We start from the raw sequence: 25,511 nt of genomic DNA on the forward strand, positions 1-25,511 counted from the left end.
AGCTATCTGACAGCGTGTTTAGCGTCGCTACGCACGCGCTTGACGACAAATGCTAATAGATCCGCGTCACGCTGCCCAGCATAACCGTATCAATACGTTAGAAGGGCGCAAAGAGCGAGGGTGCTTTGACGTTATCCAGCAAAACGCTGCGCAACGCATGGGCGGCGACGGAGAGTTCTTCCTGAGTGAGGATTCCCACTCGACACGCGATGCTGGGCGCCACCAGCGGCACGCAGCGAGCGCCCAGCTCCTGCATTTGTCGAATACACATCGACGGTACCGCGCTGACGCCTAATCCTTCGGCGACCATGCGACCGACGGTAGAGAGCTGGTGGCTCTCGAAGGCGACTGGAAGCGCCATCTGGCGTTTGCCGAGTGCTTGTTCTAAAAGCCGTCTGACCATGGAGGGTCGTTGCAGCGTCATGAAATCGTACGCTAGCAGCTGCTCCCAAGAGAGCGTGTCGCACTCGGCCAACGGCGAGTGACGAGGTACCACGGCCACGAATCGATCTTCAAAAAGAGGGGTGAAGTTCAAACTGCCGACCCCCTCCGGCGAGAAAGCGATACCAATTTCCACCTGGCGAGAGCGCACCATCTCCATGACGTCTTCATTGATGACATCATGGACGGTGACATTGATCTTGGGGTACTGCTCACGAAATTTGACGAGCGCGCTAGGAAGCAAATTACTGGCGAAGGAGGGCATGGCCGCTACACTGAGCCGCCCAAGCTGGAGCGTAAAGCGTTGGCGCAGGCGCTCTTCGGTATTGTCCCATTGCGCCAGCAAGTGCTTGGCCAGTGGTAGAAGCGACTCACCCTCCGGGGTCAATCGTACGCTCCGTGTGCTGCGGATGAGCAACTTGCCGCCTAGGGAGTCCTCCAAGCCTTTGATGGCAAGGCTCAGCGCGGGTTGTGAAAGATGCAGGCGCTCGCAGGCCTGGGTAAAACTCAGCGTTTGTGCCACGGCCAAAAAAGCGCGAAGCTGTTTGACGGTCATGGTATCTCTTTATAAGTTATTAAAATGAATTGATAAGAAAAACAAACTTAACAAATATATCATCTAGGACAACACTGGCGATAGCGCGACACGCCAGCAAACGCTGCTTACACTACTTTAACGAGCGTCCAACACCGATACGTTCTCAACAACAACGTGAGGCATAACAATGGCAGGATTCGATAAGCGTGTGGCTTCTTACGAGGAAGCAATGGAAGGCATCGAAAGCGGTATGACCGTGATTGCCGGTGGCTTTGGTCTGTGTGGGATTCCTGAAAACCTGATCGCGGAGATCAAGCGTCGCGGAGTCAAGGACCTTACTGTGGTTTCCAATAACTGTGGTGTAGATGGGTTTGGTTTGGGTGTACTGCTGGAAGATCGCCAAATCAGCAAGATCATCGCCTCTTACGTGGGCGAAAACGCGATGTTTGAACAGCAGATGCTGAACAACGAAATCGAAGTGGTATTGACGCCTCAAGGAACGCTCGCAGAGAAAATGCGCGCAGGCGGTGCAGGTATTCCCGCGTTTTATACCGCGACTGGTTACGGCACGCCCATTGGTGAAGGCAAGGAAGTGCGCGTATTCGATGGTCGTCACTACATTTTGGAAGAGGCCATCAAAGGCGATTTCGCGATCGTCAAAGGTTGGAAGGCCGACCGCTATGGCAACGTCATGTATCGTCATACTGCGCAGAACTTTAATCCCATGGCGGCGACGGCAGGCAAAATTACCGTTGTCGAAGTAGAGGAGATTGTGGAACCCGGAGAGCTGGAGCCAAGCCAGATTCATACGCCGGGTATCTATGTCGATCGCATCATTCAAGGCACGTTCGAAAAGCGTATCGAGAAGCGCACCGTCCGTAGCTGAGCGTATCGACGTCCACAATCAACTCCTTACTAAGACAAGAGGTGGCACCATGGCTTTAACTCGTGAACAAATGGCCCAACGCGTCGCGCGTGAACTGCAGGACGGCTTCTACGTCAACTTGGGTATCGGTATTCCCACTCTGGTTGCCAACTACATTCCTGATGGCATGGATGTGATGTTGCAGTCCGAAAATGGGCTGCTGGGTATGGGGCGGTTTCCTACCGAGGAGGAAGTCGACCCGGATATGATCAATGCCGGTAAACAGACCGTTACCGCTCGCCCTGGCGCGGCGATTTTTTCCTCCGCTGAGTCGTTTGCCATGATTCGCGGTGGTCATGTGGATTTGACCGTGCTGGGTGCGTTCGAAGTCGACCAAGAAGGTAACATTGCCTCTTGGATGATCCCTGGCAAATTGATCAAAGGCATGGGGGGCGCGATGGATCTCGTCGCCGGGGCCGACAACATCATTTGCACCATGACCCACGCTTCCAAACATGGCGAATCCAAGCTGCTCGAGAAGTGCAACCTGCCGCTGACAGGAGCGGGTTGTATCAATCGGGTCTTGACCGATATGGCTTACCTGGAGATCAAGGATGGCGCGTTCATCCTTAAAGAGCGTGCGCCAGGGGTGAGCGTCGAAGAGATTGTCGAGAAAACCGCAGGCAAACTCATCGTGCCGGACCACGTCCCCGAAATGACTTTCGATGAATAAGCACGACCGTTAGGCGGAGGGCGTGAGCTGGTGGCTCACGCCATTTCGCAGCGAGTGTGAAAGGGCAGCAAGATCTCCGCCACCCGCTCATGGGCATCGTTGACCTGTTTTTGGGTCAGGGCTAATCCACCCAGGCACAAGCGGTGTTCGTCTCCATCGCGGAAGACCATTTTCTGTGGCGTTGCCGGGTAAAAACGGTGCTCGAGTAAATTGGACACAGAGAAAACGCCATTTTGCTGACCGCTGAGCGGCGGCATACCGGCGTTTTCCAACTGCTCGCTCAGTGTGTCGATCGACGCGTGCATCCGGTAACAATCGAAACCCGCATGATGCAAGCGAGGGCCCATGACGGCAAGCCAGGCGGCCAGTGGGTGCGCGTTTTGTAACTGCTGATAGAGCTCCCAAGAAGGCATCGGCCAAGGGCGGCCACGGCAAAGCAGGTTGTGACCTTTGCAGTCGGCGGGGTGGCTTTGATGCACGAGCGAGGTTAACGCTTCGCGAGGCACTTTTGACAGCGTACCGATTTGTAGCTCGGCGAGCACCAGCCAGCTGCTGTCGTCACTTGGTGCCATCAAGTGGATCAGCAAGCCTTTGTCTGCCATGGCATAGTGCCCGACCGAACGATACCCCATGCGTGATAGCGGCAGGCTCAAGGCATGCATTGCGAACGGGCCGTAATTTAGGGTGACCAGCGTCAGATATTCCGCTGCGGTGTGGAGTGGCCATAGCCGCAGGCCGCCGATGTCGGGGTGGGTATGGACATAGTCCAGCCATAGCTGTTGTACAAACTCCTCGCGTTGCATGGGGGTTCCTCGCCGCCTAAAGACGTCCGTGAGTCAACGGTTAACTGAGTGGTCAGTATAGGCAAGCAAGGAGTTCGTAGGTTCAACGGGCTTTAACGGCGAATTTAACGCCCGCTAAGAGGCCAGCAACTGTTTGTCGCGAACAAATTGATCGAATTCGGTAAAGCCGCCCACGTGCTGCTGGTCGACGAAGATTTGTGGCACGGTGTGGATCGGTTTACCCGCTGTTTTAGCGATATCCTCTTTGGTGACGCCCTCGGAGGGCATGTCGACATAGCGGTAACCCTCGATCTTCCCACTGTTTTCCAAGTGTTCGGCGAGATGCTTGGCGCGAACGCAAAAAGGGCACGACATGCGCCCAAAAATGACCACGAACATAAGGTGGCTCCTTTACGATAGGGGCGAATTGGTAGTTGAGTGAGCAATCAGCGCACATTGTGGCGTAGGGCGCAGGCTTTCGCCAATAGCACCACGCTACGCGTGCCATAAAGCGTCACAATGAGCCATCCATCAAGGAGAATCCATGCAGACGTTGGCGCCGCATGAGTACGGTTATTTAGCCGAGCTGGCCCAGTGCTATCGTGACGAACACTGGACATCACTAAGACAGCAGTCCCATTTCAACCCGAGGTTGGGGGTGGATGCGCTCTGCTTCCAGCATTTGGAGACGCGCATCAGCGGCGCCAGTGTCATGGCGGGAGCTCTGATCACCCCCTGCGAGCTGTGGTTGGTCGCATTGCCTGAACAGGCCACGCTGCAGGCGCCGCTGCCCTCAGAAGGCGTGTTGGTGCTGCCATCCGGCCGCTATGCCTTGGAACTAGAACGCTTGACGTCCGGGATCGAGCTATACAAGAGAAAGATATTGGATGACTTGAGCGACCTAGACTCCTTGCAGGAAACGGCGCGACTTGCGCAGCGTATGATGCAGCAGTTGTTGGCGGAGCCGGACGCGACCTCATTGGCCGAGTAGGCAGAAGCGGTTGGCTGCTCCTATACTCATGAACGTTTATTTCTTCATTCCCATGTACGTCAAAAAAGGAAGCCTGAATGTCATCTTCAACAGCTTCAACACCGCGGGTTGCCGTGGTGACAGGGACGAGCAGCGGTATTGGTGAGGCCGTCGTTCGACATTTTTGTGAGCAGGGGCATCAAGTACTGGCCGTCGACTTCAACCCCGCTGGTAAAGAGATTGCAGAAGCAGCTGGCGCCGCGTTTTATCAAGCGGATCTCACCGATCCTGACGCGTGCCGAGGCGCGATTGCCGATGCGGTCAAGCGGTTTGGCGGCGTGGACATTCTCGTCAACAACGCCGGTATTCAGCATGTCGCGTCCATCGAGACCTTCCCTGAAGAGAAGTGGCGTCAAATCATCGATTTGATGCTGACGGCCCCTTTCCTGCTCACCCAAGCGGCGTGGCCCTACATGCGCGAGAAAGGCTGGGGTCGCGTGGTCAACATTGCCTCGATCCATGCCCAAGTGGCGTCACCGGGCAAGGCGGCGTACATCAGCGCGAAGCACGGCATGATTGGCTTGACCAAGACAGCCGCACTGGAGGGGGGCGAGCAGGGTATTACGGCCAATGCCATTTGTCCCGCTTACGTGAAAACACCCTTGGTCGACAACCAAATTGCCGATCAGGCCAAGCTGCATGGAATGGACGAGCAAGAAGTCATCGAGAAGATCATGCTCAAGAATGCGGCGGTCAAGCGGCTAATCGAACCTTCCGAAGTGGCTCAACTAGTGGCTTACCTCACGTCCGATGCGGCGGGCGCGGTCACCGGTGCGAGCTGGAACATCGATCTTGGTTGGACCGCTCACTGAGCCAGCCGACTCGCCTGCCACCTAAAGTGGCAGGCGATGTTGCTTAGCGACGTACCGGTCGTTTTTGTAGCTTTCTCTGAAGGGTGCGTCGGTGCATGCCCAGCGCGCGGGCGGTGGCCGAGATATTGCCATCGTGTTCCTGCAGCACTTTTTGAATATGCTCCCAGGTGATTCGGTTGATGGAGGGTGGATTATCTGCCAGCTCGACGTTGGGGTCGGCGTCGGGGTGTTCGAAGGCCGCCATCACATCATCCGCATCCGCTGGTTTGCACAGATAATTGATGGCGCCCAGCTTGATGGCTTCGACCGCCGTGGCAATGCTTGAGTAGCCGGTCAGCACCACGATACGACAGCCAGGCACAGTGGAGAGGAGGTCGGGTAACAGCTTGAGTCCAGAGCTATGTTCCAGCTTCAAATCCAGTGTGGCCATGGTGGGCATGAAGTGCGACGCGATGCTCAGCGCTTGATCGGCATCGTGTGCCACCTTGACGTCAAAGCCTCGCCGGGCCAGGGCACGGCTCAATACGTGACAAAACATTTCATCGTCATCGACGATTAGCAGACGCTGCTCTTGGTTCTGCATACTACCCTCGTTAGTCTGAATCGCTGCTGTCTCAGCTTAACTGGGTGCTGAGCAGCGCGGCAGGGTGACCTCGGTCAACGTTCCACCCTCGGGATGGTTATAGAGGCTCACGCCTCCGCCGAAGCGGTTGATCGTGGCGTGCGTGAGGAACAGGCCGATGCCCATTCCTTTACTTTTGGTCGAGACGAACGTGTCGCCTAGCTGGTCCGCAATCGACATGGCCACCCCTGGGCCGTGGTCACGGATATCGATAATGACGCTCTCATCTTGCCAATCCAAGCGTATGGCGATGTGTTCTGGATTGGCGTCTGCAGCATTGTTCAATAAATTGGTTAGCGCTTGGTCGAGCGTCGCATCCACGGCGAGCCAGGGGCGGCCGCGCCGTTCGGCCACATCGAAGCGATGGCTCACGTCGGGTCGAATCACCAGCCAACGCTGCACCACCCCAGCAAGCCACACTTCGGCATCCAGCACTTCTGGTTCGGCCATGCGGCGACGATCGGCATTGGTGACAAGGTGCTGCAAACGCGATTTGCAGATATCGACCTGCTGTCGCAAGAGCGCGATATCCTCCTCCAGCGCGCTGCCTTTTGCTGCGTCGGCCTGCATCTCTTTGAGCAGCACCGCCATCGTCGACAGCGGGGTGCCAAGTTCGTGGGCCGTGCCCGCCGCTTGTGTGGCAACGGCCAGCACTTGTTCGTTACGCAGAGCGGCTTCCCGCGTGCGGGAGAGGGCTTTATCGCGGCTGCGCAGCGCGTGAGCCATTTTATAGATAAAGAACGTGACAAGCCCAGCCGACAGCCCGAAGTTGAGCCACATGCCCAGGATGTGCAGGCTGAGCGGACCTTCGCTACTGATATGACCCAGCTGTGGAATGGGGTGGTAGTCAAACATCAAGAAGCTGTAACCACCCATGGCGCAGGCCGCAATGATCCAGGCGTGGCGCCAGGGCAGCGTTGCGGCTGCAATGGTCACGGGCACCAAGTAGTACGTAATGAACGGATTCGTAGAACCGCCCGAAAAGTAAAACAGCAGGGTGAGCCCGGCAATATCGGCCAGCAAGTGAGACAAGTACTCACCGTGGCCAACGGCTTTGGGGCGCCCCAAACGCCACCATGTGGCAATGTTCAGCAGCCCCATTGCGATCACGACGCTCACAACGGCGGTGACGGGAAGGTCGAAAGCGAGTAGCTCGATGCCGACAATGATCGCCATCAAAAAACCCGTCCAGGTAATTCCCCTAACGATGGTGAGCCGAACCAGGTTTCGATTGGGTGTAGAGAGCGGTAAGGGTAGGGCAGTGGGCATGGGTTGGCTTATTTGCTCGATGTTTTGACACTATGAATGACGAATTTGATGAAGAGGGTCATGACAAAGGTCATCCAGCCGGCAGACGCTAATAGATTGAACAGCAGCATTTTGGGAGGCAGCCAAGCCGAACCTAGTAGCGCCTCCAGCATGATATGAAAAAACATGGCCAGCAAAAGCGGCAGAGCGAGCGTGTGGATCCACATATCGGTTCGGCGCTTGCGAATGTGATAGCGTCGCAGCAAGTAGCGCATCGGGCGATGTGCCCAGCTAAAGAGTACCAGCGTAGCCACGATGAACAGCACCGCAAGCGTTGGCTCGGTGCTTTGTCGATGCATCGAAAAGGAGATGGACCATGCGAGTCCCAGCCACGCCAAACCTTCCAAGCTGGCGATGAAATCCGCATAGCGACGTACGTTCTGCATAAACAACCGAATCCTTGATCTTACAGCGTGCCGCCATGATACGACACTTGCGCGGACCTGTGGGGGTCACGCACGGATTTATCCGATCGGCGTATTGGGTATACTGTGGCAGCTCGCAGCCCCCTTCACCCAAGACCAATAGGATTTGCCGTGGACGCTATTACCCTGACCCGCCCTGATGACTGGCACCTGCATTTACGTGATGACGAGGCGCTCAATGCCGTGGTGGGACATACCGCTGCGCAAATGGGTCGTGCGATCATCATGCCGAACCTAAAGCCACCGGTGACCACGACAGAGCAGGCAGTAGCTTACCGCGAACGCATCTTGGCCGCGCTACCCGAAGGCAGTACTTTTGAGCCGCTGATGGTGCTCTACCTCACGGATACGACACCGCCCGAGGAGATAGAGCGTGCCGTCGAGAGTGGCATCGTCAAAGCCGTGAAGCTTTATCCGGCAGGGGCCACGACCAACTCTGCCTCGGGAGTGACGGACATTGCCCATTGCGATGCCACCATTGCCATGATGGCAAAGCTGGGCATGCCGCTGCTGGTACATGGCGAGGTCACCGACCACGAAATCGATATCTTCGATCGGGAAGCGGTGTTCATCGAGCGTGTTATGAAGCCGTTGCTGGCGCGACACCCCGAACTGAAAGTGGTGTTCGAGCACATCACCACGCAGCAGGCCGCGGAGTTCGTCGCCAGCGCGTCTGACAACGTAGCCGCCACGATTACTGCCCACCACCTGCTCTTCAATCGCAATAAAATGCTGGCAGGCGGTATTCGCCCTCACTATTACTGCCTTCCCATCCTCAAGCGCGAACAGCATCGACAGGCTTTGTTGAAAGCCGCCACCAGCGGTAGCCCCAAATTCTTCCTGGGCACCGATAGTGCTCCCCATGCAAAGGGTGACAAAGAGTCGAGCTGTGGCTGTGCCGGTGCTTATACGTCGCCTGCCGCCATCGAGCTATATGCGACGGCCTTCGAGGAGATGCAGGCGCTGGATAAGCTGGAGGCCTTTGCGAGTCTTAACGGCCCGCGTTTTTATGGCCTTTCGCCGAACGCAGACGCCATTACGCTTGAGCGGCGCGAGTGGACGCTGCCGGCGAGCTATCCCTATGCGTCTGGTCAAACCATCGTGCCGTTACTGGCAGGTGAAACACTTGCCTGGGCGATGAAAAAGTAGCCATAAGCGTGTGAGTTCGTCATAAAAAACGGAGCCAATGAGGCTCCGTTTTTTTGATCGTGGCGGTGACTCCACGAGCGCGTAGGATTTACTGACCGCCTAATGCCAGCAACATGTGATCTACCATGCGGGAAGAGTGGTCGGCGGCCATATCGAGGAACTGCTCGAAAGAGAGGTGGTTATCGCCGCTTCCGGGAATGTCGGAAAGGGCGCGAATGACCACGAACGGGCAGTCGTAGAGATAGCACGTCTGGGCAATGGCGGCGCCCTCCATTTCGACGGCGAGCATGGTAGGGAACTGCGCGCGCGTGGCGGCCACCCGCTCAGGGTCGGCCATAAACGCATCGCCCGTCGCAATCATGCCCTCGCGCACGTTGACTTCTCCCAGGGCGGCAATGGCACCACGAGCGATTTCACGCAGGCGCTTGTCGGCATGGTACGCCGGTGGCATGCCCGGCACCTGGCCAATTTCGTAGCCAAAGACCACTGCATCCACATCGTGATGGCGGACTTCATCGGAAATGATGACATCGCCAATGGCTAGGTCGGTGGCAAAACCGCCTGCCGAGCCGGTGTTGATGATGGCGTCCGGTTGATGACGCTCCAACAGAATCGCCGTGCCGACGGCGGCGTTCACTTTGCCGATACCCGACTGCAGAATGACGATGTCGAGGCCATGTCGCGTGCCGGTATGAAAGACGAACCCGGCATGTTCGTAGCGTTCTGCGTTCTCGAGCTGTCCCGCTAGAAGCTTCACTTCTTGCGCCATAGCGCCAATAATTCCAATGCGTTGCACGGGCTTCTCCATCGTGGTGCGAATGAGTATTCGTTGAGGGGCGTTCTTCAAGACGCCTGATCGTGACGCTCGGCGGCTTCCAGCGTATTCTCAAGCAGGGTGGCGACCGTCATCGGGCCAACGCCTCCCGGCACCGGCGTAATGTGGCTGGCGCGCTCGGCCGCCGCCGTAAAATCGACATCACCCACCAGTGTGCCATCTTCCTGACGATTGATACCTACATCGATGACTACTGCGCCGGGTTTGATCCATTCACCCTTGACGATCCCCGGTTTGCCCACCGCCACCACGACCAAGTCGGCGCGACTGACATGGCTGGCCAAGTCTTGGGTAAAGCGGTGGCATACTGTCGTAGTGCAGCCCGCTAGCATCAGTTCCAACGCCATTGGCCGCCCGACGATGTTTGAAGCGCCTACGATGGTGGCATCCATGCCGCGCACGGCGATGCCACTTTGCGCCAGCATGGTCATGATGCCCTTGGGCGTGCAGGGGCGCAGAGAAGGAAGGCGCTGCGCCAGCCTGCCCAAGTTATAGGGATGAAAACCATCGACGTCTTTATCCGGACGGATACGCTCGAGAATGGGGCGAGCATCCAAATGGTCTGGCAAGGGGAGCTGTACCAGAATGCCATCTACCGTGGCGTCTGCATTGAGCTGATCAACCAGCGCTTCTAATGCCTCTTGCGTCGTATCGGCAGGAAGAGCGTGTTGAAAAGAGAGGATACCCGCCTGTTCGCAAGCACGATGCTTGTTGTTGACATACACATGTGAGGCGGGGTCTTCACCGACCACAACAACGGCTAGTCCGGGGGCGCGAGCGCCGGCTTGCTGGCGTGCCGCAATTTTCTCGGCCACGCGTTGACGGACATTAGCGGCGATGGCTTTACCATCGATGAGTTGGGCGGTCATGTAGTGAAATCCCTATGAGGTTGGAAAGCGAAGCAAACGACACGCGCAGTCACAGGACGCGCTTTAAAGTGGGAGTAATTTTCGCATGGTAGGGCGACAAGGCAAAGCGCCTATCGAATCAATCACTTTAAGTGTTGACTTTAAAATTAGAAATAGTAATATATGCCTCGCTTGAGACGGGACACGCAGCAACGTCTAAGGTAAGTAATCGGGATGTAGCGCAGTCTGGTAGCGCGCCTGCTTTGGGAGCAGGATGTCGGGGGTTCGAATCCCTCCATCCCGACCATATACCTGGCACGGAAGGTGTTAATCTGCTTCTCCAAACTTTGGTTGTGGTCAAGTGCTCATCCGTATTCTCTGGATACATCATGTGCGCCCATAGCTCAACCGGATAGAGCAACGGCCTTCTAAGCCGTAGGTTGCGGGTTCGAGTCCTGCTGGGCGTGCCAATCAAATACATCTCTGTGTTTGTTTCCAGTTGGATATTTTCAAGCTTGCTTTTGTCAGTGGTGGATGTAGCTCAGTGGTAGAGCCCCGGATTGTGGCTCCGGTGGTCGTGGGTTCGATCCCCATCATCCACCCCATTGGCAATTAGCGAACGGTTTACAGGTTGTGGTGGATGTAGCTCAGTGGTAGAGCCCCGGATTGTGGCTCCGGTGGTCGTGGGTTCGATCCCCATCATCCACCCCATTAACCTGACTTCTCTTTTCTTCTTTTTTTGTTTAATCCCTCCCTAAGTAGTTTTATTTTCTTATTATCTCTTGCCCCTTTTTCTTATCGTGGCATGACTTTAATACGTCCATTGGCGGCATCGGTGATGGGCTCTGGTTTTCCCAATAAGTATCCTTGCGCATAATCGATCCCCAGCGAGTGCAACATGTCTAACGTCGATGGATTCTCGACGTATTCGGCGACCGTATCGATATGCAGGGCTTTGCCGACGGCATGAATCGCTTCTACCATCGCGCGGTCGATGGGATCATGGTGAATGTTACGAATGAAGTTGCCATCGATTTTGAGATAGTCGACGGAAAGCTGCTTCAAGTAGCTAAACGATGATAGCCCGGTGCCGAAGTCATCGAGGGCAAAACGGCAGCCCAACGATTTCAGTGACTGAATTAATTCGCTTACTTTCGAGAGCTGCGCAATCGCAGCGCTTTCGGTAATCTCAAAACACAGCGTGCCATCAGGAAGATTGGCCCGGCGCACTTGCTGAATCAGCTCTTGGCAAAAATCGCTGTCCGATAGAGAGTCTCCCGATACGTTGATTCCCCAGTGGCCCACGCTTTGGCCATCTGCGCAGCGATGACGATCGCCGAGCCAGGCAAGCGTATTGCGAATCACCCAGCGATCGATACGCGGCATGAAATGGTAGCGCTCTGCCGCCGGCAGGAAACTGCCGGGAGCAATGAGAGTACCGCTTTCCTCCAGGCGTAGCAGAATCTCTCGATAACCTGGGCCTTGGCCGCATACCGCGCTGATGGGTTGTGCGAATAGCCGAAACGTGTCGTTATCCAGGGCATTTTGCAGACGTTGAACCCACTGCAGTTCGCCATGGCGCTCTAATAGTGCATGGTCGTCGGGTTGATAGCAGTGAAGGCGGTTTCGGCCCGCCTCTTTGGCGGTATAGCAGGCGGCGTCTGCTGCGTGCAGCGTGTCCGACAAGCGCATGGGATTTTCCGAGGTGATCGTGACCAAGCCGATGCTCACGCCAATACCGAAGGTATGTCCTTGCCATGCAAAGCGAAAGTGCTCGATATCTCGGCGGACCGCCTCACCAATGATCTTGGCTTTGTCCAGTGGGCAGTGGGGCAACACCAGGGCAAATTCATCCCCGCCCAATCGAGCCACGGTATCACTGTGGCGCACGTGGGCTTTCAGCTTCATGGAGACCTGACGAAGTAGTTCATCGCCTGCCAAATGGCCGCAGGTGTCGTTGACGATCTTGAATTGGTCCAGGTCTAAGTAGCAGAGCACATGATGGTACTCATCTTCCTGGGCGAGCAATTTGGTCAGCAGTGCCTCAAAGGCTCGCCGGTTCATTAGCCCCGTGAGGTTGTCGTGGGTTGCTTGATAATTGAGCTGCTCCGAGAGTTGCCGTGTCACACTGACGTCTTGAAACACCACTACTGCGCCCAGCGTGATGCCGCCTCGAGAACGAATGGGCGCGGCGCTATGCTGTATGGGAAAACGTTTGCCGTTGCGGTGCAGCAGCTGGCAGTGTTCACTGAAGTGCACGGCCCGATGCTGGGTGAGTACCTGCCGCGCCGGATTGCTGATGGGCTCGTCGCTTAGCTCATCACGAAGTGAGTAGATTGTCTGAATCGGTTTGTTGGTGGCGTCAGCAAGCGTCCACCCCGTGAGCCGTTCTGCCTCGGCATTAAGAAACGTCACACTGCCGCTGGCATCGCACGTGATGACACCATCGCCTATAGACGCTAGCGTGGTGCGTGCCAAATCTCGCTCCCGGTTCAACTGTTCTTGAAGCTGTTTACGCTCGGTGATGTCCCGGACCATGCCCGAGCACTCAGAAACAGAGCCCGCAGCGCCTTCACTTACTTGGATCTCTAAATAGCGGACTTGCTGGTCATGCAGACGCAGTTTGATTTCATGCTTTGCGCCAGGCGTGAGCAGCTTATTGGGCAGTAGCGTGTTGACAGGACGCCCGACCCACTGCTTCGCCTCCACGCCAAACAGTGCTTCTGCGCCTGGGTTCAGTCCCGTCAGCGTGCCGTCGGCTTGCCAGGTAACGACGCCATCACGAAGGTTACGCAGCATGACCTGGGTGTGTCCGACTGCACGTTCCAGCGCTGCCGAGACGCGATTATAACTAGCGGCGATTTCACCTACCTCGGTGAACGGGTCTGCCTCGATGCGCTGGTGCATGTCCCCCTGCCGTTCATGTTGACGCATGTGCTCGAGCAGCTGATGCAGCTCGTTTTTGGCGCCATGCTCTGCAAGGTTGAGCCCCATTTTTTCCGCGTTTTTCGAGACACGCAAAGGCAGGAAGCGGCGAGTGATGCTAAACAGCAGCCATGCAATCCCAAAACTCCACACACCGCAGGCCGCCACACCCAATAGCTGAATACCGAACTGATCGGCGCGACCGAGGGGGTGATCGAGGAGAGAGAGGTCAGCCAGCCATGGTAGGGCAAGCGTGCCCCAGATGCCGCTGACCAAATGCGCAGGAATCGCGCCCACCGCGTCATCGATCTGCTTCTTCAACAGCCATTCGTTGGCCAGCACCATGAGCACACCGCTCACGCCGCCCATGAGAAATGCCGTGGCCAATGAGAGCACATGGGCACCTGCCGTGACTGCCACCAAGCCAGCAATTGCGCCATTGATAGCGTACATCACATCGGCATAGCGCCGAACCCGCCAGCCCACTAGCATGGCCGATAAAATGCCCCCCACGGCGCCCAGCACGGTATTGGCAATAATTCCAGGCACCGAGCCATCCAGAGCGAGCGTGCTTCCACCATTGAAGCCAAACCAGCCAAGTACCATGAACAGCGCCCCAAGCATTGCCAGTGGCAAATTACCTGCTGGAAATGCAGTGGGTGGCTTATCGACTTGAAAACGTCCCCGGCGGGGGCCGATGACCAGTACCGCCGCGAGTGCCACCCAGCCGCCAACGCTGTGAACCACGGTCGCACCGGCAAAATCGATGAATCCAAGCGACGCCAGCCATCCCGGCGCGCCTCCTAACAAGCCGCCCCAGGCCCAGTGGCCAAAAACGGGGTAAATCAAGAGCGCAATCCAAAACGCGGTCCATAAATAGCCGAGGAACGGCATTCGTTCAGCGACGGCGCCGGCCACGATGGTCGCGGCGGTGGCACAAAACATCGCTTGGAAGATGAAAACGGTCATTAGCCAGGTGTCGGTCGATTCGAGCTGCCAACCAAACAGCGAGCTGCCCAACCATCCCGCTTGAGAGGCGCCAAACATCATGCCAAAGCCGGCTAGCCAGAAAACGCTGACGGCAATGGCAAAATCCGCTAGGTTTTTCATAGCGACGTTGATGGCGTTTTTCGTTCGTGTGGTGCCTGCCTCCAGGCAGAGAAACCCGGCTTGCATCACGAATACCAACGCGGCCGCCCAAAGCACCCAAAGCGTGTCGATCAGAGTGGTGTCAAAGCTATCGATCATGGGTGTGTTCCTTGTGTTGATTGGGTGCAATGCAGGCACTTAATTGGTGCAGGGAATCGCGAGATGCTGCCTGTAAATGCAGCGTTCGGCCTGCTGCGCAGCGAAACGTTGGATCTAACAAAACGGGCCTAATGATCATTAAGCAAATGTTATGCCGTGGCTAGCAAAGTCATCCTTTATTACGCTTTATGCGAGATAAAAAACTAAAAAAATGAGTTAAAACAGTGTTTGTGACTATGCAAAAGCGCTTTGATTGGTGATATTTTTCAATACGTTATCCGTGCTGCTGGCGGCATGAGGCGAATTGATTTTTAGAGCGATAGGAGTGCATCAAAATGGCGCGTCAAACGGTGGTGTTGGGGGCAGGTATGGTGGGTGTCAGTGTTGCTTGGCAGCTACAAAAACGTGGCTATCAAGTAACGCTGGTGGACCGCCGTCAGCCTGGACGAGAAACCTCGTTTGGCAACGCCGGTATCATTCAGCGTGAAGCGGTGAGGCCTTACCCCTTTCCTCGTGATATGAAGACTATCTTGAGCGTACTGCCAAACCGCCGTGTCGATATCCGTTATCGTCCCGCTGGAATGGTCAATGCGGCGTCACCGCTATTGAGCTATTGGCACCACTCCTCATCACGGCTGTATAAAAAAATCGTGCCTGAGTACGCCTCGTTGATTCAGCTCTGTTTAGAGGCGCATGGACCCATGATCGAAGCATCGGGGGCAGAGCATTTGGTGCGCAAAGAGGGTTGGCTGGAGATCTATCGTACCCAGGATAAGCTTGCCAAACGCGTCAAGGAGGCCGAGGAAGCGCGCGAGCTTTATGGCGTCGAATTCAGCGTGCTCGATCGCGCTGCGTTGAGTGAAAAGGAGCCCCAACTGGGCGATAAGATCATTGGTGCTATTCATTGGCTCGACCCATGGACGGTCGCCGATCCGGGTGGATTGGTGGCCGCCTATGCCGCCTCTTTTGAGGCCATGGGCGGAAACTTAGTGCAGGCGGATATTACGGGCGTCACTCAAATCGATGAGCGCTGGCGCGTGACGACCCAGGAATCGACGTTCGAAGCCGATGAAGTGGTCATGGCGCTCGGGCCTTGGGCGGGGCAATGGATGAAGCCGCTGGGTTATCACTTCCCGACGTTTGTGAAGCGCGGCTATCACATGCACTACGCGACCCAGCCAGGGGCGACATTGAATTATTGGCTGATGGATGCCGAGATTGGCTATTTGCTGGCACCCATGAATGCAGGCGTACGGCTGACCACCGGGGCTGAATTGGATCGCTTAGAATCGCCGGCCGATGAAGAGCAGCTGGGTGCCGCTGAAAACGTTGCGCGGACGATTTTTCCATTAGGTGAGCGCAAGGACAGTGCCGCCTGGAAAGGCGCACGCCCGTGTTTGCCAGACATGAAGCCGGTGATTGGCCCAGCGCCGCGTCATCCCGGCCTATGGCTCGCGTTCGGCCACGGTCACCAGGGTTTTACACTAGGCCCTGCGACCGGTCAGCTGCTTGCCGACATGATGGAACAGAAGCCAACCGCCATCGACATGACGCCGTTCCGTGCAGATCGATTTTAGACGGCTTGTCTCATTCCGTAACACAATGACAAGCGACAAACGTGGCCCCAGTGGTGTGGGTTTGCTACGCTAAGAGTGTCATTCAATAGACTGAGGTGCAGTATGGATGTAGCTGCAAGCAATGCAGTCAGTACGGCGCTGTATATGAATCAGGCGCAAACCGCTGAGCAAGCGCAGATGCAAATGTTCCGCGAAGCGCTGGACGTTCAAGCCGAGCAAATCACCGAAGTATTGGCATCTGCTGACACCGGCGCTCAGCCAAGCCTGGCACAAGAGGGCAGCGTCGGCACGCAGGTCAACACCTACGCCTGAGGCTCGTTCTTGGCTTGTATTGAGTCGCCCTCAAACGCCGACACTGTCGGCGTTTTTTTATGCGCGGAATAAGCCAATGGATGATTGCGTAGCACTGGCCTGACAACGCAGCGGCATGCACGCGGTGGTATGCCGTCGCAGCCGAGTTGCGTTACCATAGGCATACGACGCCGAGGGTTTGGCGCTACGTTTTAAGTCACCACGTTGTACCATCTTAGAGAACTCCATGTCTGACGCCCAAATAGCGCGCGAAGCCGAGCTGCGCCGTACTTTTGCGATTATTTCGCACCCTGACGCCGGTAAGACCACGATCACGGAAAAGATGCTGTTGTTCGGAAATGCCATCCAGTTGGCGGGGTCGGTGAAAAGCAAACGTAATGATCGCCATGCTACGTCTGACTGGATGAAGATGGAGCAGGAGCGGGGCATCTCGGTCACAACCTCCGTCATGCAGTTCCCCTACGGCGGTCGGATCGTCAACCTGCTGGATACGCCAGGTCACGAGGACTTCTCCGAGGATACGTATCGCACCCTGACGGCTGTGGATTCTGCGCTGATGGTCATCGATGGCGCGAAAGGCGTCGAAGATCGCACCATCAAGCTAATGGAAGTGTGTCGTTTACGTACCACGCCCATTCTGACGTTCATCAACAAGATGGATCGCGACATCCGCGATCCGATCGAAGTCATGGATGAAGTCGAGACGGTCCTCAATATCCAGTGCGCACCGATGACCTGGCCAATCGGGATGGGGCGCCACTTCAAAGGGGTGTATCACCTCTACAACGACGTGATCCATCTATATACCCAAGGTCAAGGTAGCCGGATACCGGATGACAAGCGCATCGAGGGGCTGGATAACCCGGAAGTGGATGCCATCCTGGGCGAGGAGCAGGCGGAAGAGCTTCGTATGGAGGTCGACCTGGTGCGCGGCGCGTCTCATGAATTCGACCTAGAGGCCTATCGCCGTGGCGAGCTGACGCCAGTCTATTTTGGGACTGCGATGGGTAACTTCGGCGTGCGTGAAATGCTGGATGGATTCGTCGAGCATGCGCCCGCCCCGCAGCCTCGTGAGACCGATACTCGTGAAGTCACTGCGAAGGATGAGCGCTTTACCGGTTTCGTTTTCAAAATCCAGGCGAACATGGATCCGAATCACCGGGACCGAATCGCTTTTCTACGTGTCTGTTCGGGCAAGTACGAAAAGAACATGAAAATGCGCCACGTACGCATCGGCAAAGACGTCAAGATTGCCGATGCCCTGACGTTCATGGCCTCGGACCGCTCACAAGTGGAGGAGGCTTGGCCGGGTGATATCATCGGCCTGCATAACCATGGCACGATTCAGATTGGCGATACGTTTACCGTGGGTGAAGATATGCGCTTTACCGGCATTCCTCACTTTGCCCCTGAACTCTTCAAACGAGTGCGCTTGAAAGATCCGCTCAAAATGAAAGCGCTGCAAAAAGGCCTGCAGCAGCTTTCGGAGGAGGGTGCCACGCAGGTCTTCATGCCGATGGATAACAACGACCTGATTTTGGGGGCCGTAGGTACACTGCAGTTTGACGTAGTCGCTCACCGTTTGAAGGAAGAGTATAAAGTCGACTGCCTCTATGAAGGCGTCAACGTGCAGACTGCCCGCTGGGTGTACTGCGACGATGCAAAAATGCTCGAAGAGTTCAAGCGGAAGGCAAGTGCCAACCTGGCTATCGATGGTGGTGGCTACTTGACCTACATCGCGCCGACGCGGGTCAACCTGCAAATGACCCAAGAGCGTTGGCCAGACATTCGCTTCCAGCCAACGCGCGAGCATTAATACCCGCAAGGGGGATTAGATGCTGATAGACGCCCATTGCCATCTAGACGCTGTGGCATTCGAAACGGATCGTGACGCCGTCATCGATGCAGCCAAGGCGGTGGGCGTCTCCCGTTTCATCGTGCCAGCGACGGTACGTAAGCGTTGGCCGCATGTGCTGGCGCTTGGCGAGCGCGACGATGTTCGTATCTGTCTAGGGCTTCACCCCTATTTCATTGAGCAGCATCACTTGGATGACTTGACGGCTCTCGAAACGCTGATCAATCAGCGGCTTTATGACGCGCCTCAGACCCGTCCAGTGGCGATTGGTGAATGCGGTATCGATGGTCGTTTCACGGACAGTCTTGACGCTCAGTGGCACTATTTCGATGCCCAGCTCTCCATCGCCAAGCGCTGTCGTTTGCCCGTTGTGGTTCACTGCGTCAAAGTCAACGACAAAGTCAGCCAGCGGTTACACCAGCAAGCGTTGCCTCGGGCGGGACTCGTTCATGCCTTTGCTGGCTCTTACGAACAGGCCGCCAAGTTTTTGGATGCGGGCTATGTATTGGGACTAGGTGGTGCGGTGACCTATGAGCGCGCTCAGAAGTTGCGCCGTGTGGTAGCAGCCTTGCCTGATGATGGGTTCGTACTGGAAACCGACAGCCCCGATATGCCGCTATGTGGCTATCAAGGACAGCGCAACGAACCTTCACGCGTGGCGCAAGTGGCCAAGGTAGTGGCCGAACTGAGAGGGCAGTGCTTATCGACCGTGGCGGCATCGAGCCGTGACAACGCCGCCCGGGTATTTGGGCTAAACGATCACTCCTGAGCAAGCTGAGCGGCTAACTGCTCTGGGTCCAAGCGCTCGATAGGATAAGGAAGCGTCTGCAGGGTAAGAGGCGTTTCCTGCCAATATACGGTCAGTGCTTCTTCCATCACCTTGGTGTTCATCACGGCCAGAAGCTCGATGTGCTGATCGTCGCTGGATGCGCTGCTGACGACTTCGCCTAACGATTTACCGCTCTCGTCCACTAGTGAGGCACCCAGCTCAGGCAACGAGGCGGTGTTGGCGCGGGCATGGACCAGGCGCTTCTTGACTTGCCCGCGGAAATGGGCGCGAGCTACGACCTCTTGGCCGGTGTAGCACCCTTTTTTGAAACTAATTCCGCCCAGGGCTTCCCAATTCAGCATTTGGGGCAGGAACTGATCCTGCTGGGCGGCCGTGAGCCAAGCTAGTCCGCTACGAATATCTGCCAGCTTCCAGGCGTTGAGCAATGCCTCGCTGTCTATCACCACGTCTTGAGGCTCGTCTTCGAACATGAATAGCCAACGGGGAGACCCAGGGAGGCGTAAGGCCGTGCCTGACGCGCTAGTGGCGTGGGTGTATGGCTGCTCGGGCAGCGTCACGTTCAGATGATGGGCCAGGTCGTCGGATGGCTCGTTGGCGCCTGCGAAAACGACGTGTTCAGCGACTGTTAATTCTGCTTTGTAGAAAGCGGCGAATTTTTTCAGATGTTGAACCAGATCGTTGGCCAGCGAGGCATGAAGAACCAGTCGAAAATGATCCGTCGCGAACCGATATAGCTGTCCATTGGCCAACATGCGGCCTTTGGGAGTACAAAAACAGGTGAGTGGCGCAAACGTACCGTTCGCCAATCCCACTTGCGCACTGGTTTGACCTTGCAAGAATGTCTCCGCATCGGCCCCTTTAATATCCAGCGCAGCATACTGATTCAAACGTACGGCGCTGGAGGGCGGCGTCTTCTCCATGGTCATGGTCGCTCCTGAGCATTGTGGGTAAGCATCGTAGATAAGAGTCGTCGATGAGAGTGGTCAGTAAAACAGCTCATTCATTCGTTCAGTAAAAGTGCGGGCAGACTCGCTGGATTGCAAGGCCTTGACAGCATGCTAGACTCTTCATTTTGTATCAGGTTTGCATAGGTAATGGTCGTTGTCGGTTGCCGCGACGCTATGTAGGCAAACCCTTTTCTTCGTAAGGATGGTTCATGGCAGTTCAATCATTGAGTTTTCAGGGTGTTACCACCGCCGAACAAGTCAACAAAATCACTACCGCCCTAATGATGCTGGATGGCGTCGATAGTGCTGAAGTAGGTCGCTACGGCGCGGAAGTGGAGGGGCGCGCGAAACGTGACGTCCTGATCAAGGCCATTGAAAAACTCAACCTGCGCATCAAGGTATCGTAAATGCATCCGCCTATCGTGGTGATCAGTGAACGAAATAGCGCCTTTCGTCAGCGCGTCGAGGTCAACGGCATGGATGACCTCTTCGCGGATATACCCACGGTGGTAGGAGGAGACGAAAGCGCTCCAGACCCCCATGACTATTTTGATATTGCGCTGGGAACCTGCAAGGCGATCACGGTCCAAATGTACGCCAAGCGCAAGCAGTGGCCGTTGGAAGGAATCACCGTCAAAGTGCAGCGCGATGACAGCGGCGAACGCCAAGGCCTCTACAAGCTGGACGTGACGTTAGAGCTTCATGGCATCAGCGATCCAGAGCAGCGCGCTAAGCTGGAAGAGATCAGCCATCGCTGCCCGATCCAACGCCTGATGACTCAGGCTACGATCGAGATAGCCACCCATACCGTGTAGGCCCACCTGCCAATAGGAGCAACGATGAGCAAGGAATTTCGTCTGCAGTCAAAATTTCAGCCTGCGGGCGACCAGCCTGCAGCCATTCGCGGGTTGATCAGCGGTTTGGAATCAGGTCTTGCCCATCAGACGCTGCTTGGGGTCACTGGTTCGGGTAAAACCTTCACCATGGCCAACGTGGTACAGCAACTGCAACGGCCTACCATCGTCATGGCGCCCAACAAAACCCTGGCGGCGCAGCTGTATGGTGAATTCAAATCGTTTTTTCCGGATAACGCGGTCGAGTACTTCGTTTCCTATTACGACTACTACCAGCCTGAGGCCTACGTTCCCTCGTCGGATACGTTCATCGAGAAAGATGCCTCGATCAATGACCATATCGAGCAGATGCGTCTTTCCGCCACCAAAGCGCTGTTGGAACGCCGTGATGCGCTGATCGTCGTCTCTGTGTCGGCGATCTATGGTTTAGGTGACCCTGACCAATACCTCAAGATGCGTCTTCACTTCACACGTGGAGAAATGATCGACCAGCGCGCGTTTCTGCGCCGGTTGGCCGAGCTTCAGTATACCCGTAACGATATGGACTTCCGTCGGGGGACTTATCGCGTGCGGGGCGACGTCATCGATATTTTCCCTGCGGATTCGGATGAAGAGGCGGTGCGCGTCGAGCTGTTCGACGACGAAATCGACTCCATTCGCTTGTTCGACCCGCTGACCGGCGACGTACGTGGGCAAGTACCGCGCATGACGATTTACCCGAAGTCTCACTACGTGACGCCCCGTGACACCATTTTAGAAGCCATCGACGCCATCAAAGCAGAGCTCAAAGAGCGCTTGGAGTGGCTGCGTAAGCACGAGCGGTTGGTAGAGGCTCAGCGGCTCGAGCAGCGGACGCTTTACGATATCGAAATGATGCTCGAGTTGGGGTACTGCAACGGTATCGAAAACTACTCGCGCTATCTCTCTGGCCGTGCTCCTGGCGAGCCGCCGCCCACGTTTTTCGACTACCTGCCGGATGATGCGCTGCTGTTCATCGACGAGTCACACGTGAGCGTGCCCCAAGTAGGTGGGATGTACAAAGGCGACCGTTCGCGCAAAGAGACGCTAGTAGAGTATGGGTTTCGTTTGCCGTCCGCATTGGATAACCGGCCGATGAAGTTCGAGGAGTGGGAAGCGATCTCACCTCAAACGATTTTCGTGTCTGCGACGCCAGGACCTTACGAGGCCGAGCACGCTGGCCAAATCGTCGAGCAGGTGGTGCGGCCAACGGGGCTCTTGGATCCGCAGATCGAAGTACGACCGGCCAGTTCGCAGGTAGACGATCTATTGTCAGAGATTGGATTGCGCACGGCGGTGGGTGAACGGGTGCTGGTGACGACCCTGACCAAGCGGATGGCAGAAGATCTGACCGACTACCTCGATGAGCATGATATTCGAGTGCGCTACCTGCACTCCGACATTGATACGGTCGAGCGCGTCGAGATCATCCGAGACCTGCGGCTGGGTAAGTTCGATGTGCTGGTGGGAATCAACCTGTTGCGGGAAGGATTGGATATTCCCGAAGTGTCGCTGGTTGCCATTTTGGATGCAGACAAAGAAGGGTTCCTGCGCGCCGAACGCTCGTTGATCCAAACCATTGGTCGTGCCGCGCGTAATGCCAACGGTAAGGCGATTCTATACGGTGATCGAATCACCGATTCCATGCGCAAAGCGATCGACGAAACCGAGCGCCGTCGTGCCAAGCAGATGGCGCATAATGAAAAGCATGGTATTACGCCCACGACGGTCACACGCTCCGTGGCGGACATTCTCGAAGCGGCCCAAACGCCGGGTAAGAAAGGCAATCGCCGTAAGGGAAGTGAGCGAAAAGTGGCCGAGCCAGAGGGCGGATACGATGTGGCGTACATGGGCCAGCAAGATCTTCTGGCTGCCATCAGCAAACTCGAAGATGCCATGTTCGAAGCGGCGCAAAACCTGGAATTTGAAGAAGCCGCACGGTTACGTGACCAGCTTCATCAAATGAAAGAAAAACAGCTGGCGCTAGGATAACCGATGCCTGAAGGTCCTGAGATCCGCCGAGCGGCGGATCGCATTGAAAAGCAGATTGGTGGAAAAATTCTCGAGGATGTCTGGTTTGCCTTTCCCGAGCTTGCTAGCCAAGCCAGCTCGCTGATCGGTGTCAACGTCTCGGCGGTGGATACGTGGGGCAAGGCCATGCTGATTCGTTTTGCGGATCATCGGGTGCTTTATTCCCATAACCAGCTTTATGGCGTGTGGAAGCTGCACGCCGCCGACAAGCCTCCTAACACGTCGCGCTCCTTACGGGTTCGTTTGGTAGCAGATGGGCGTGCCGCCAGTCTGTACAGCGCGTCTGATGTGTCGCTGTGGGAAGAGGAGAGGTTGGCGCATCATCCGTTTTTATCCCGTTTAGGACCTGACTTGCTGAGCCAGCAGGTCAGTGCTGCCGACGTACAGCAACGTCTTTTATTACCGGCGTTTAGGCGCAGGAGTCTAGGGGCACTGCTGCTCGACCAAGGGCTGGTTGCCGGCCTAGGAAACTACTTACGTTCCGAAATTCTGTTCTTTTCCCAGTTGCATCCCAAGCAGCGTCCGAGTGACCTCACGAGTGAGCAGCTATCGGTGTTGTCCTCCCATATCATCGATATTACCCGTACGGCTTACCGGACAGCAGGCGTCACCAACCAGGACGCGTGGATCGAACAAGCCATTGCCTCTGGTGAGCCTCGCCGCCAATGGCGGTTCAGCGTGTTCGAGCGCGCTGGATTATCGTGCCATCGCTGTGGCAGTGTGATCGAGCGCATGACGGTAGGGTCCCGCCGACTCTATTGGTGCCCTCGGTGTCAGCAATCTCCTTCGTCATAAAGTTTATACCGTTATCTTGTCTGTTTTACGCCATGTTCCGACCAAAGAGTTAAGCAAGTCAAGCGGGTAGGCCACTGGATTGGCTGCCGCCTTGGGCCTCGATACGGTATACTTCTCGCACACTTAGACGGCCGTTAAGGCTGCAGCCTAGACGTTAACCGAGGAGCTGTTAATCCATGACCGTGATTCGCCAGGACGACGTGATTCAAAGCGTTGCCGATGCTCTGCAGTACATCTCTTACTACCATCCCAAAGATTTCATTGACGCCATGGCTGCGGCCTACGAGCGGGAAGAGAACCCGGCAGCCAAAGACGCCATTGCGCAGATTTTGATCAATTCGCGCATGTGCGCTACGGGGCACCGCCCGATTTGCCAAGACACCGGCATCGTGACGGTCTTCGTGCATGTGGGTATGAACGTCACGTGGGACGCCGAAATGAGCCTCGACGACATGGTCAACGAAGGCGTGCGTCGTGCGTATCAGTTGCCGGATAACGTATTGCGGGCCTCGGTTCTGGCCGATCCTGACGGCAAACGTCAGAACACCAAAGACAACACACCCGCCATCATCCACCATAAAATCGTGCCGGGCGATAAAGTCGATATCCATGTGGCAGCGAAGGGAGGCGGTAGCGAAGCAAAATCGAAGTTCGCCATGCTCAACCCCTCCGATAGTGTGGTCGATTGGGTGATGGAACAGCTCCCCAAAATGGGCGCGGGCTGGTGCCCACCGGGCATGCTGGGGATTGGTATTGGCGGTACCGCTGAAAAGGCAATGGAGATTGCCAAAGAAGCACTGCTCGATCCCATCGATATTCAGGAACTGCAAGCCCGTGGTGCCAGTAACCGTGCCGAAGAGCTGCGTCTCGAGCTGTTCGACAAGGTCAACAAAAGCGGCATTGGCGCACAGGGGCTGGGCGGCTTGACCACCGTCCTGGATATCAAGGTCAAAGATTATCCGACGCACGCAGCGAACAAACCCGTTGCGATCATTCCTAACTGTGCTGCTACCCGCCACGCGCATTTTACGCTGGATGGGTCGGGCCCTGTGGCCCTGCCAGCGCCGAAGCTGGAAGATTGGCCAGAAATCACCCGAGAAACGGGTGATAACGTCAAACGCGTCAACTTGGATACCGTCACGCCGGAAGAGGTGAAAACCTGGCAGCCAGGCGATACCCTGTTGCTAAACGGCAAACTGCTGACCGGACGCGATGCTGCCCACAAACGCATGGTGGATATGATCGCCAAAGGGGAGCCGTTGCCGGTCGACATGAAAGGGCGATTCATTTATTACGTGGGGCCGGTCGATCCGGTTGGCAACGAAGTGGTAGGTCCGGCGGGGCCCACGACAGCGACCCGCATGGACAAGTTCACCCGTACGATGTTGGAAGAGACGGGGCTATTGGGTATGGTCGGTAAAGCTGAGCGTGGCCAAGCCGCTATTGAAGCGATTCGTGATAATCAAGCCGTGTATCTCATGGCGGTAGGTGGCTCGGCTTACCTGGTTGCTCAGGCCATCAAGAAGTCGCGGGTCGTAGGGTTCGAGGATCTCGGGATGGAAGCCATCTACGAATTCGAAGTGGAAGACATGCCTGTCACCGTTGCAGTCGATAGCCAAGGCACGTCGGTTCACCAAACCGGCCCGGCCAAGTGGAAAGAAATCATTGCCGAAAAAGCGTGATACGCTGGTGAAATAGGCGTGGTATGACGACAGGAGCCCCGTTCTAGCGGGGCTCCTGTGTATGAGACATAAGAAGTCACTCCGAAGGG

The 25,511-nt window shown here is 56.2% G+C and carries 24 protein-coding genes and 4 tRNA genes; 18 read left to right on the forward strand and 10 right to left on the reverse strand.

Translation table 11 applies throughout. The features are described from left to right. Positions 1-97: 97 nt before the first annotated feature. Positions 98-997 (reverse strand): LysR family transcriptional regulator, encoded by a 900-nt coding sequence (locus NH398_RS02635; protein WP_253016319.1) that lies wholly within the window; start codon positions 995-997, stop codon positions 98-100. 169 nt (positions 998-1,166) lie between these two features. Between NH398_RS02635 and NH398_RS02640 the strand changes: the two genes are divergently transcribed. Beyond that, positions 1,167-1,865: a CoA transferase subunit A gene (locus NH398_RS02640; protein WP_159342248.1), complete on the forward strand. Its 699-nt coding sequence runs from the start codon at positions 1,167-1,169 to the stop codon at positions 1,863-1,865. Positions 1,866-1,914: 49 nt separating this feature from the next. Beyond that, on the forward strand, positions 1,915-2,577 hold the full coding sequence (locus NH398_RS02645; protein ID WP_253016320.1) for a CoA transferase subunit B: 663 nt from the start codon (positions 1,915-1,917) through the stop codon (positions 2,575-2,577). Positions 2,578-2,612: 35 nt separating this feature from the next. Here the strand turns inward: NH398_RS02645 and NH398_RS02650 are convergent, their stop codons facing one another. Both NH398_RS02650 and NH398_RS02655 read right to left on the reverse strand, forming a co-directional pair. After that, a complete protein-coding gene (locus NH398_RS02650; RefSeq protein WP_159342246.1) occupies positions 2,613-3,380 on the reverse strand; it encodes a DUF1338 family protein in 768 nt (255 codons plus the stop codon). A gap of 114 nt (positions 3,381-3,494) precedes the next feature. Next, positions 3,495-3,758 (reverse strand): GrxA family glutaredoxin, encoded by a 264-nt coding sequence (locus NH398_RS02655; protein ID WP_159342245.1) that lies wholly within the window; start codon positions 3,756-3,758, stop codon positions 3,495-3,497. Between the two features lie 145 nt (positions 3,759-3,903). Between NH398_RS02655 and hybE the strand changes: the two genes are divergently transcribed. Both hybE and NH398_RS02665 read left to right on the forward strand, forming a co-directional pair. Continuing rightward, positions 3,904-4,350, forward strand: coding sequence for a [NiFe]-hydrogenase assembly chaperone HybE (gene hybE / locus NH398_RS02660; RefSeq protein ID WP_159342244.1), 447 nt, complete (start codon positions 3,904-3,906; stop codon positions 4,348-4,350). Between the two features lie 77 nt (positions 4,351-4,427). Continuing rightward, positions 4,428-5,201, forward strand: coding sequence for a 3-hydroxybutyrate dehydrogenase (locus tag NH398_RS02665; protein ID WP_253016322.1), 774 nt, complete (start codon positions 4,428-4,430; stop codon positions 5,199-5,201). A 43-nt stretch (positions 5,202-5,244) separates the two neighbouring features. Here NH398_RS02665 and NH398_RS02670 read toward each other — a convergent pair whose 3' ends face one another. From NH398_RS02670 to NH398_RS02680, 3 genes are read right to left on the reverse strand one after another with little or no spacing between them, the layout of a single operon-like run. Next, on the reverse strand, positions 5,245-5,784 hold the full coding sequence (locus NH398_RS02670) for a response regulator transcription factor (RefSeq protein WP_159342242.1): 540 nt from the start codon (positions 5,782-5,784) through the stop codon (positions 5,245-5,247). 36 nt (positions 5,785-5,820) lie between these two features. Further along, positions 5,821-7,092: an ATP-binding protein gene (locus NH398_RS02675; RefSeq protein WP_159342241.1), complete on the reverse strand. Its 1,272-nt coding sequence runs from the start codon at positions 7,090-7,092 to the stop codon at positions 5,821-5,823. A gap of 8 nt (positions 7,093-7,100) precedes the next feature. Then, the gene (locus NH398_RS02680; RefSeq protein WP_159342240.1) at positions 7,101-7,517 is read right to left on the reverse strand and encodes a hypothetical protein; all 417 of its coding nucleotides are present in this window, start codon (positions 7,515-7,517) and stop codon (positions 7,101-7,103) included. Between the two features lie 150 nt (positions 7,518-7,667). On the opposite strand from NH398_RS02680, the gene pyrC reads away from it, so the two are divergent. After that, on the forward strand, positions 7,668-8,705 hold the full coding sequence (gene pyrC / locus NH398_RS02685; protein WP_253016324.1) for a dihydroorotase: 1,038 nt from the start codon (positions 7,668-7,670) through the stop codon (positions 8,703-8,705). An 88-nt stretch (positions 8,706-8,793) separates the two neighbouring features. Here the strand turns inward: pyrC and mtnN are convergent, their stop codons facing one another. Then, positions 8,794-9,501, reverse strand: coding sequence for a 5'-methylthioadenosine/S-adenosylhomocysteine nucleosidase (gene mtnN / locus NH398_RS02690; RefSeq protein WP_253016326.1), 708 nt, complete (start codon positions 9,499-9,501; stop codon positions 8,794-8,796). Positions 9,502-9,548: 47 nt separating this feature from the next. Next, positions 9,549-10,409 carry a bifunctional methylenetetrahydrofolate dehydrogenase/methenyltetrahydrofolate cyclohydrolase FolD gene (gene folD / locus NH398_RS02695; RefSeq protein ID WP_253016328.1) on the reverse strand — a complete coding sequence of 287 codons (861 nt, stop codon included), beginning with the start codon at positions 10,407-10,409 and terminating at the stop codon, positions 9,549-9,551. A gap of 209 nt (positions 10,410-10,618) precedes the next feature. Between folD and NH398_RS02700 the strand changes: the two genes are divergently transcribed. From NH398_RS02700 to NH398_RS02715, 4 genes are all read left to right on the forward strand, one after another. Then, a tRNA-Pro gene (locus NH398_RS02700) sits at positions 10,619-10,695 on the forward strand. An 86-nt stretch (positions 10,696-10,781) separates the two neighbouring features. After that, positions 10,782-10,858, forward strand: a tRNA-Arg gene (locus NH398_RS02705). Positions 10,859-10,918: 60 nt separating this feature from the next. After that, positions 10,919-10,993, forward strand: a tRNA-His gene (locus NH398_RS02710). Positions 10,994-11,024: 31 nt separating this feature from the next. Beyond that, positions 11,025-11,099 (forward strand) — tRNA-His (locus NH398_RS02715). A gap of 84 nt (positions 11,100-11,183) precedes the next feature. Here the strand turns inward: NH398_RS02715 and amt are convergent. After that, a complete protein-coding gene (gene amt, locus NH398_RS02720; RefSeq protein ID WP_253016330.1) occupies positions 11,184-14,561 on the reverse strand; it encodes an ammonium transporter in 3,378 nt (1,125 codons plus the stop codon). Between the two features lie 335 nt (positions 14,562-14,896). Between amt and NH398_RS02725 the strand changes: the two genes are divergently transcribed. The 4 genes from NH398_RS02725 to NH398_RS02740 all read left to right on the forward strand — a co-directional run bounded on the left by NH398_RS02725 (position 14,897) and on the right by NH398_RS02740 (position 19,074). Further along, complete coding sequence (locus NH398_RS02725) at positions 14,897-16,138, forward strand: FAD-dependent oxidoreductase (RefSeq protein WP_159342235.1); 1,242 nt, start codon at positions 14,897-14,899, stop codon at positions 16,136-16,138. A 102-nt stretch (positions 16,139-16,240) separates the two neighbouring features. Further along, on the forward strand, positions 16,241-16,450 hold the full coding sequence (locus tag NH398_RS02730; RefSeq protein WP_159342234.1) for a putative motility protein: 210 nt from the start codon (positions 16,241-16,243) through the stop codon (positions 16,448-16,450). A 226-nt stretch (positions 16,451-16,676) separates the two neighbouring features. Further along, positions 16,677-18,266 carry a peptide chain release factor 3 gene (locus NH398_RS02735; protein ID WP_159342233.1) on the forward strand — a complete coding sequence of 530 codons (1,590 nt, stop codon included), beginning with the start codon at positions 16,677-16,679 and terminating at the stop codon, positions 18,264-18,266. A 19-nt stretch (positions 18,267-18,285) separates the two neighbouring features. Next, positions 18,286-19,074 carry a TatD family hydrolase gene (locus tag NH398_RS02740; RefSeq protein ID WP_253016332.1) on the forward strand — a complete coding sequence of 263 codons (789 nt, stop codon included), beginning with the start codon at positions 18,286-18,288 and terminating at the stop codon, positions 19,072-19,074. Here the strand turns inward: NH398_RS02740 and NH398_RS02745 are convergent. Beyond that, positions 19,065-20,021, reverse strand: a complete 957-nt coding sequence (locus tag NH398_RS02745; protein WP_253016334.1) for a folate-binding protein — start codon at positions 20,019-20,021, stop codon at positions 19,065-19,067. The genes NH398_RS02740 and NH398_RS02745 overlap by 10 nt on opposite strands. A 230-nt stretch (positions 20,022-20,251) precedes the next feature. On the opposite strand from NH398_RS02745, the gene NH398_RS02750 reads away from it, so the two are divergent. The 5 genes from NH398_RS02750 to NH398_RS02770 all read left to right on the forward strand — a co-directional run bounded on the left by NH398_RS02750 (position 20,252) and on the right by NH398_RS02770 (position 25,422). Beyond that, positions 20,252-20,449 (forward strand): hypothetical protein, encoded by a 198-nt coding sequence (locus tag NH398_RS02750; RefSeq protein WP_159342230.1) that lies wholly within the window; start codon positions 20,252-20,254, stop codon positions 20,447-20,449. Further along, positions 20,450-20,857 (forward strand): OsmC family protein, encoded by a 408-nt coding sequence (locus tag NH398_RS02755; protein ID WP_253016336.1) that lies wholly within the window; start codon positions 20,450-20,452, stop codon positions 20,855-20,857. Positions 20,858-20,881: 24 nt separating this feature from the next. After that, complete coding sequence (gene uvrB, locus NH398_RS02760; protein WP_253016338.1) at positions 20,882-22,906, forward strand: excinuclease ABC subunit UvrB; 2,025 nt, start codon at positions 20,882-20,884, stop codon at positions 22,904-22,906. A gap of 3 nt (positions 22,907-22,909) precedes the next feature. Continuing rightward, positions 22,910-23,740 carry an endonuclease VIII gene (nei, locus tag NH398_RS02765; protein WP_253016340.1) on the forward strand — a complete coding sequence of 277 codons (831 nt, stop codon included), beginning with the start codon at positions 22,910-22,912 and terminating at the stop codon, positions 23,738-23,740. Positions 23,741-23,916: 176 nt separating this feature from the next. After that, entirely contained in the window at positions 23,917-25,422 is a 1,506-nt protein-coding gene (locus tag NH398_RS02770) for a fumarate hydratase (protein ID WP_253016342.1), read from the forward strand. The last annotated feature ends 89 nt before the right edge of the window (positions 25,423-25,511 follow it).

It is taken from the genome of Halomonas sp. CnH100-B (assembly GCF_024124605.1).
Classification (GTDB): domain Bacteria; phylum Pseudomonadota; class Gammaproteobacteria; order Pseudomonadales; family Halomonadaceae; genus Vreelandella.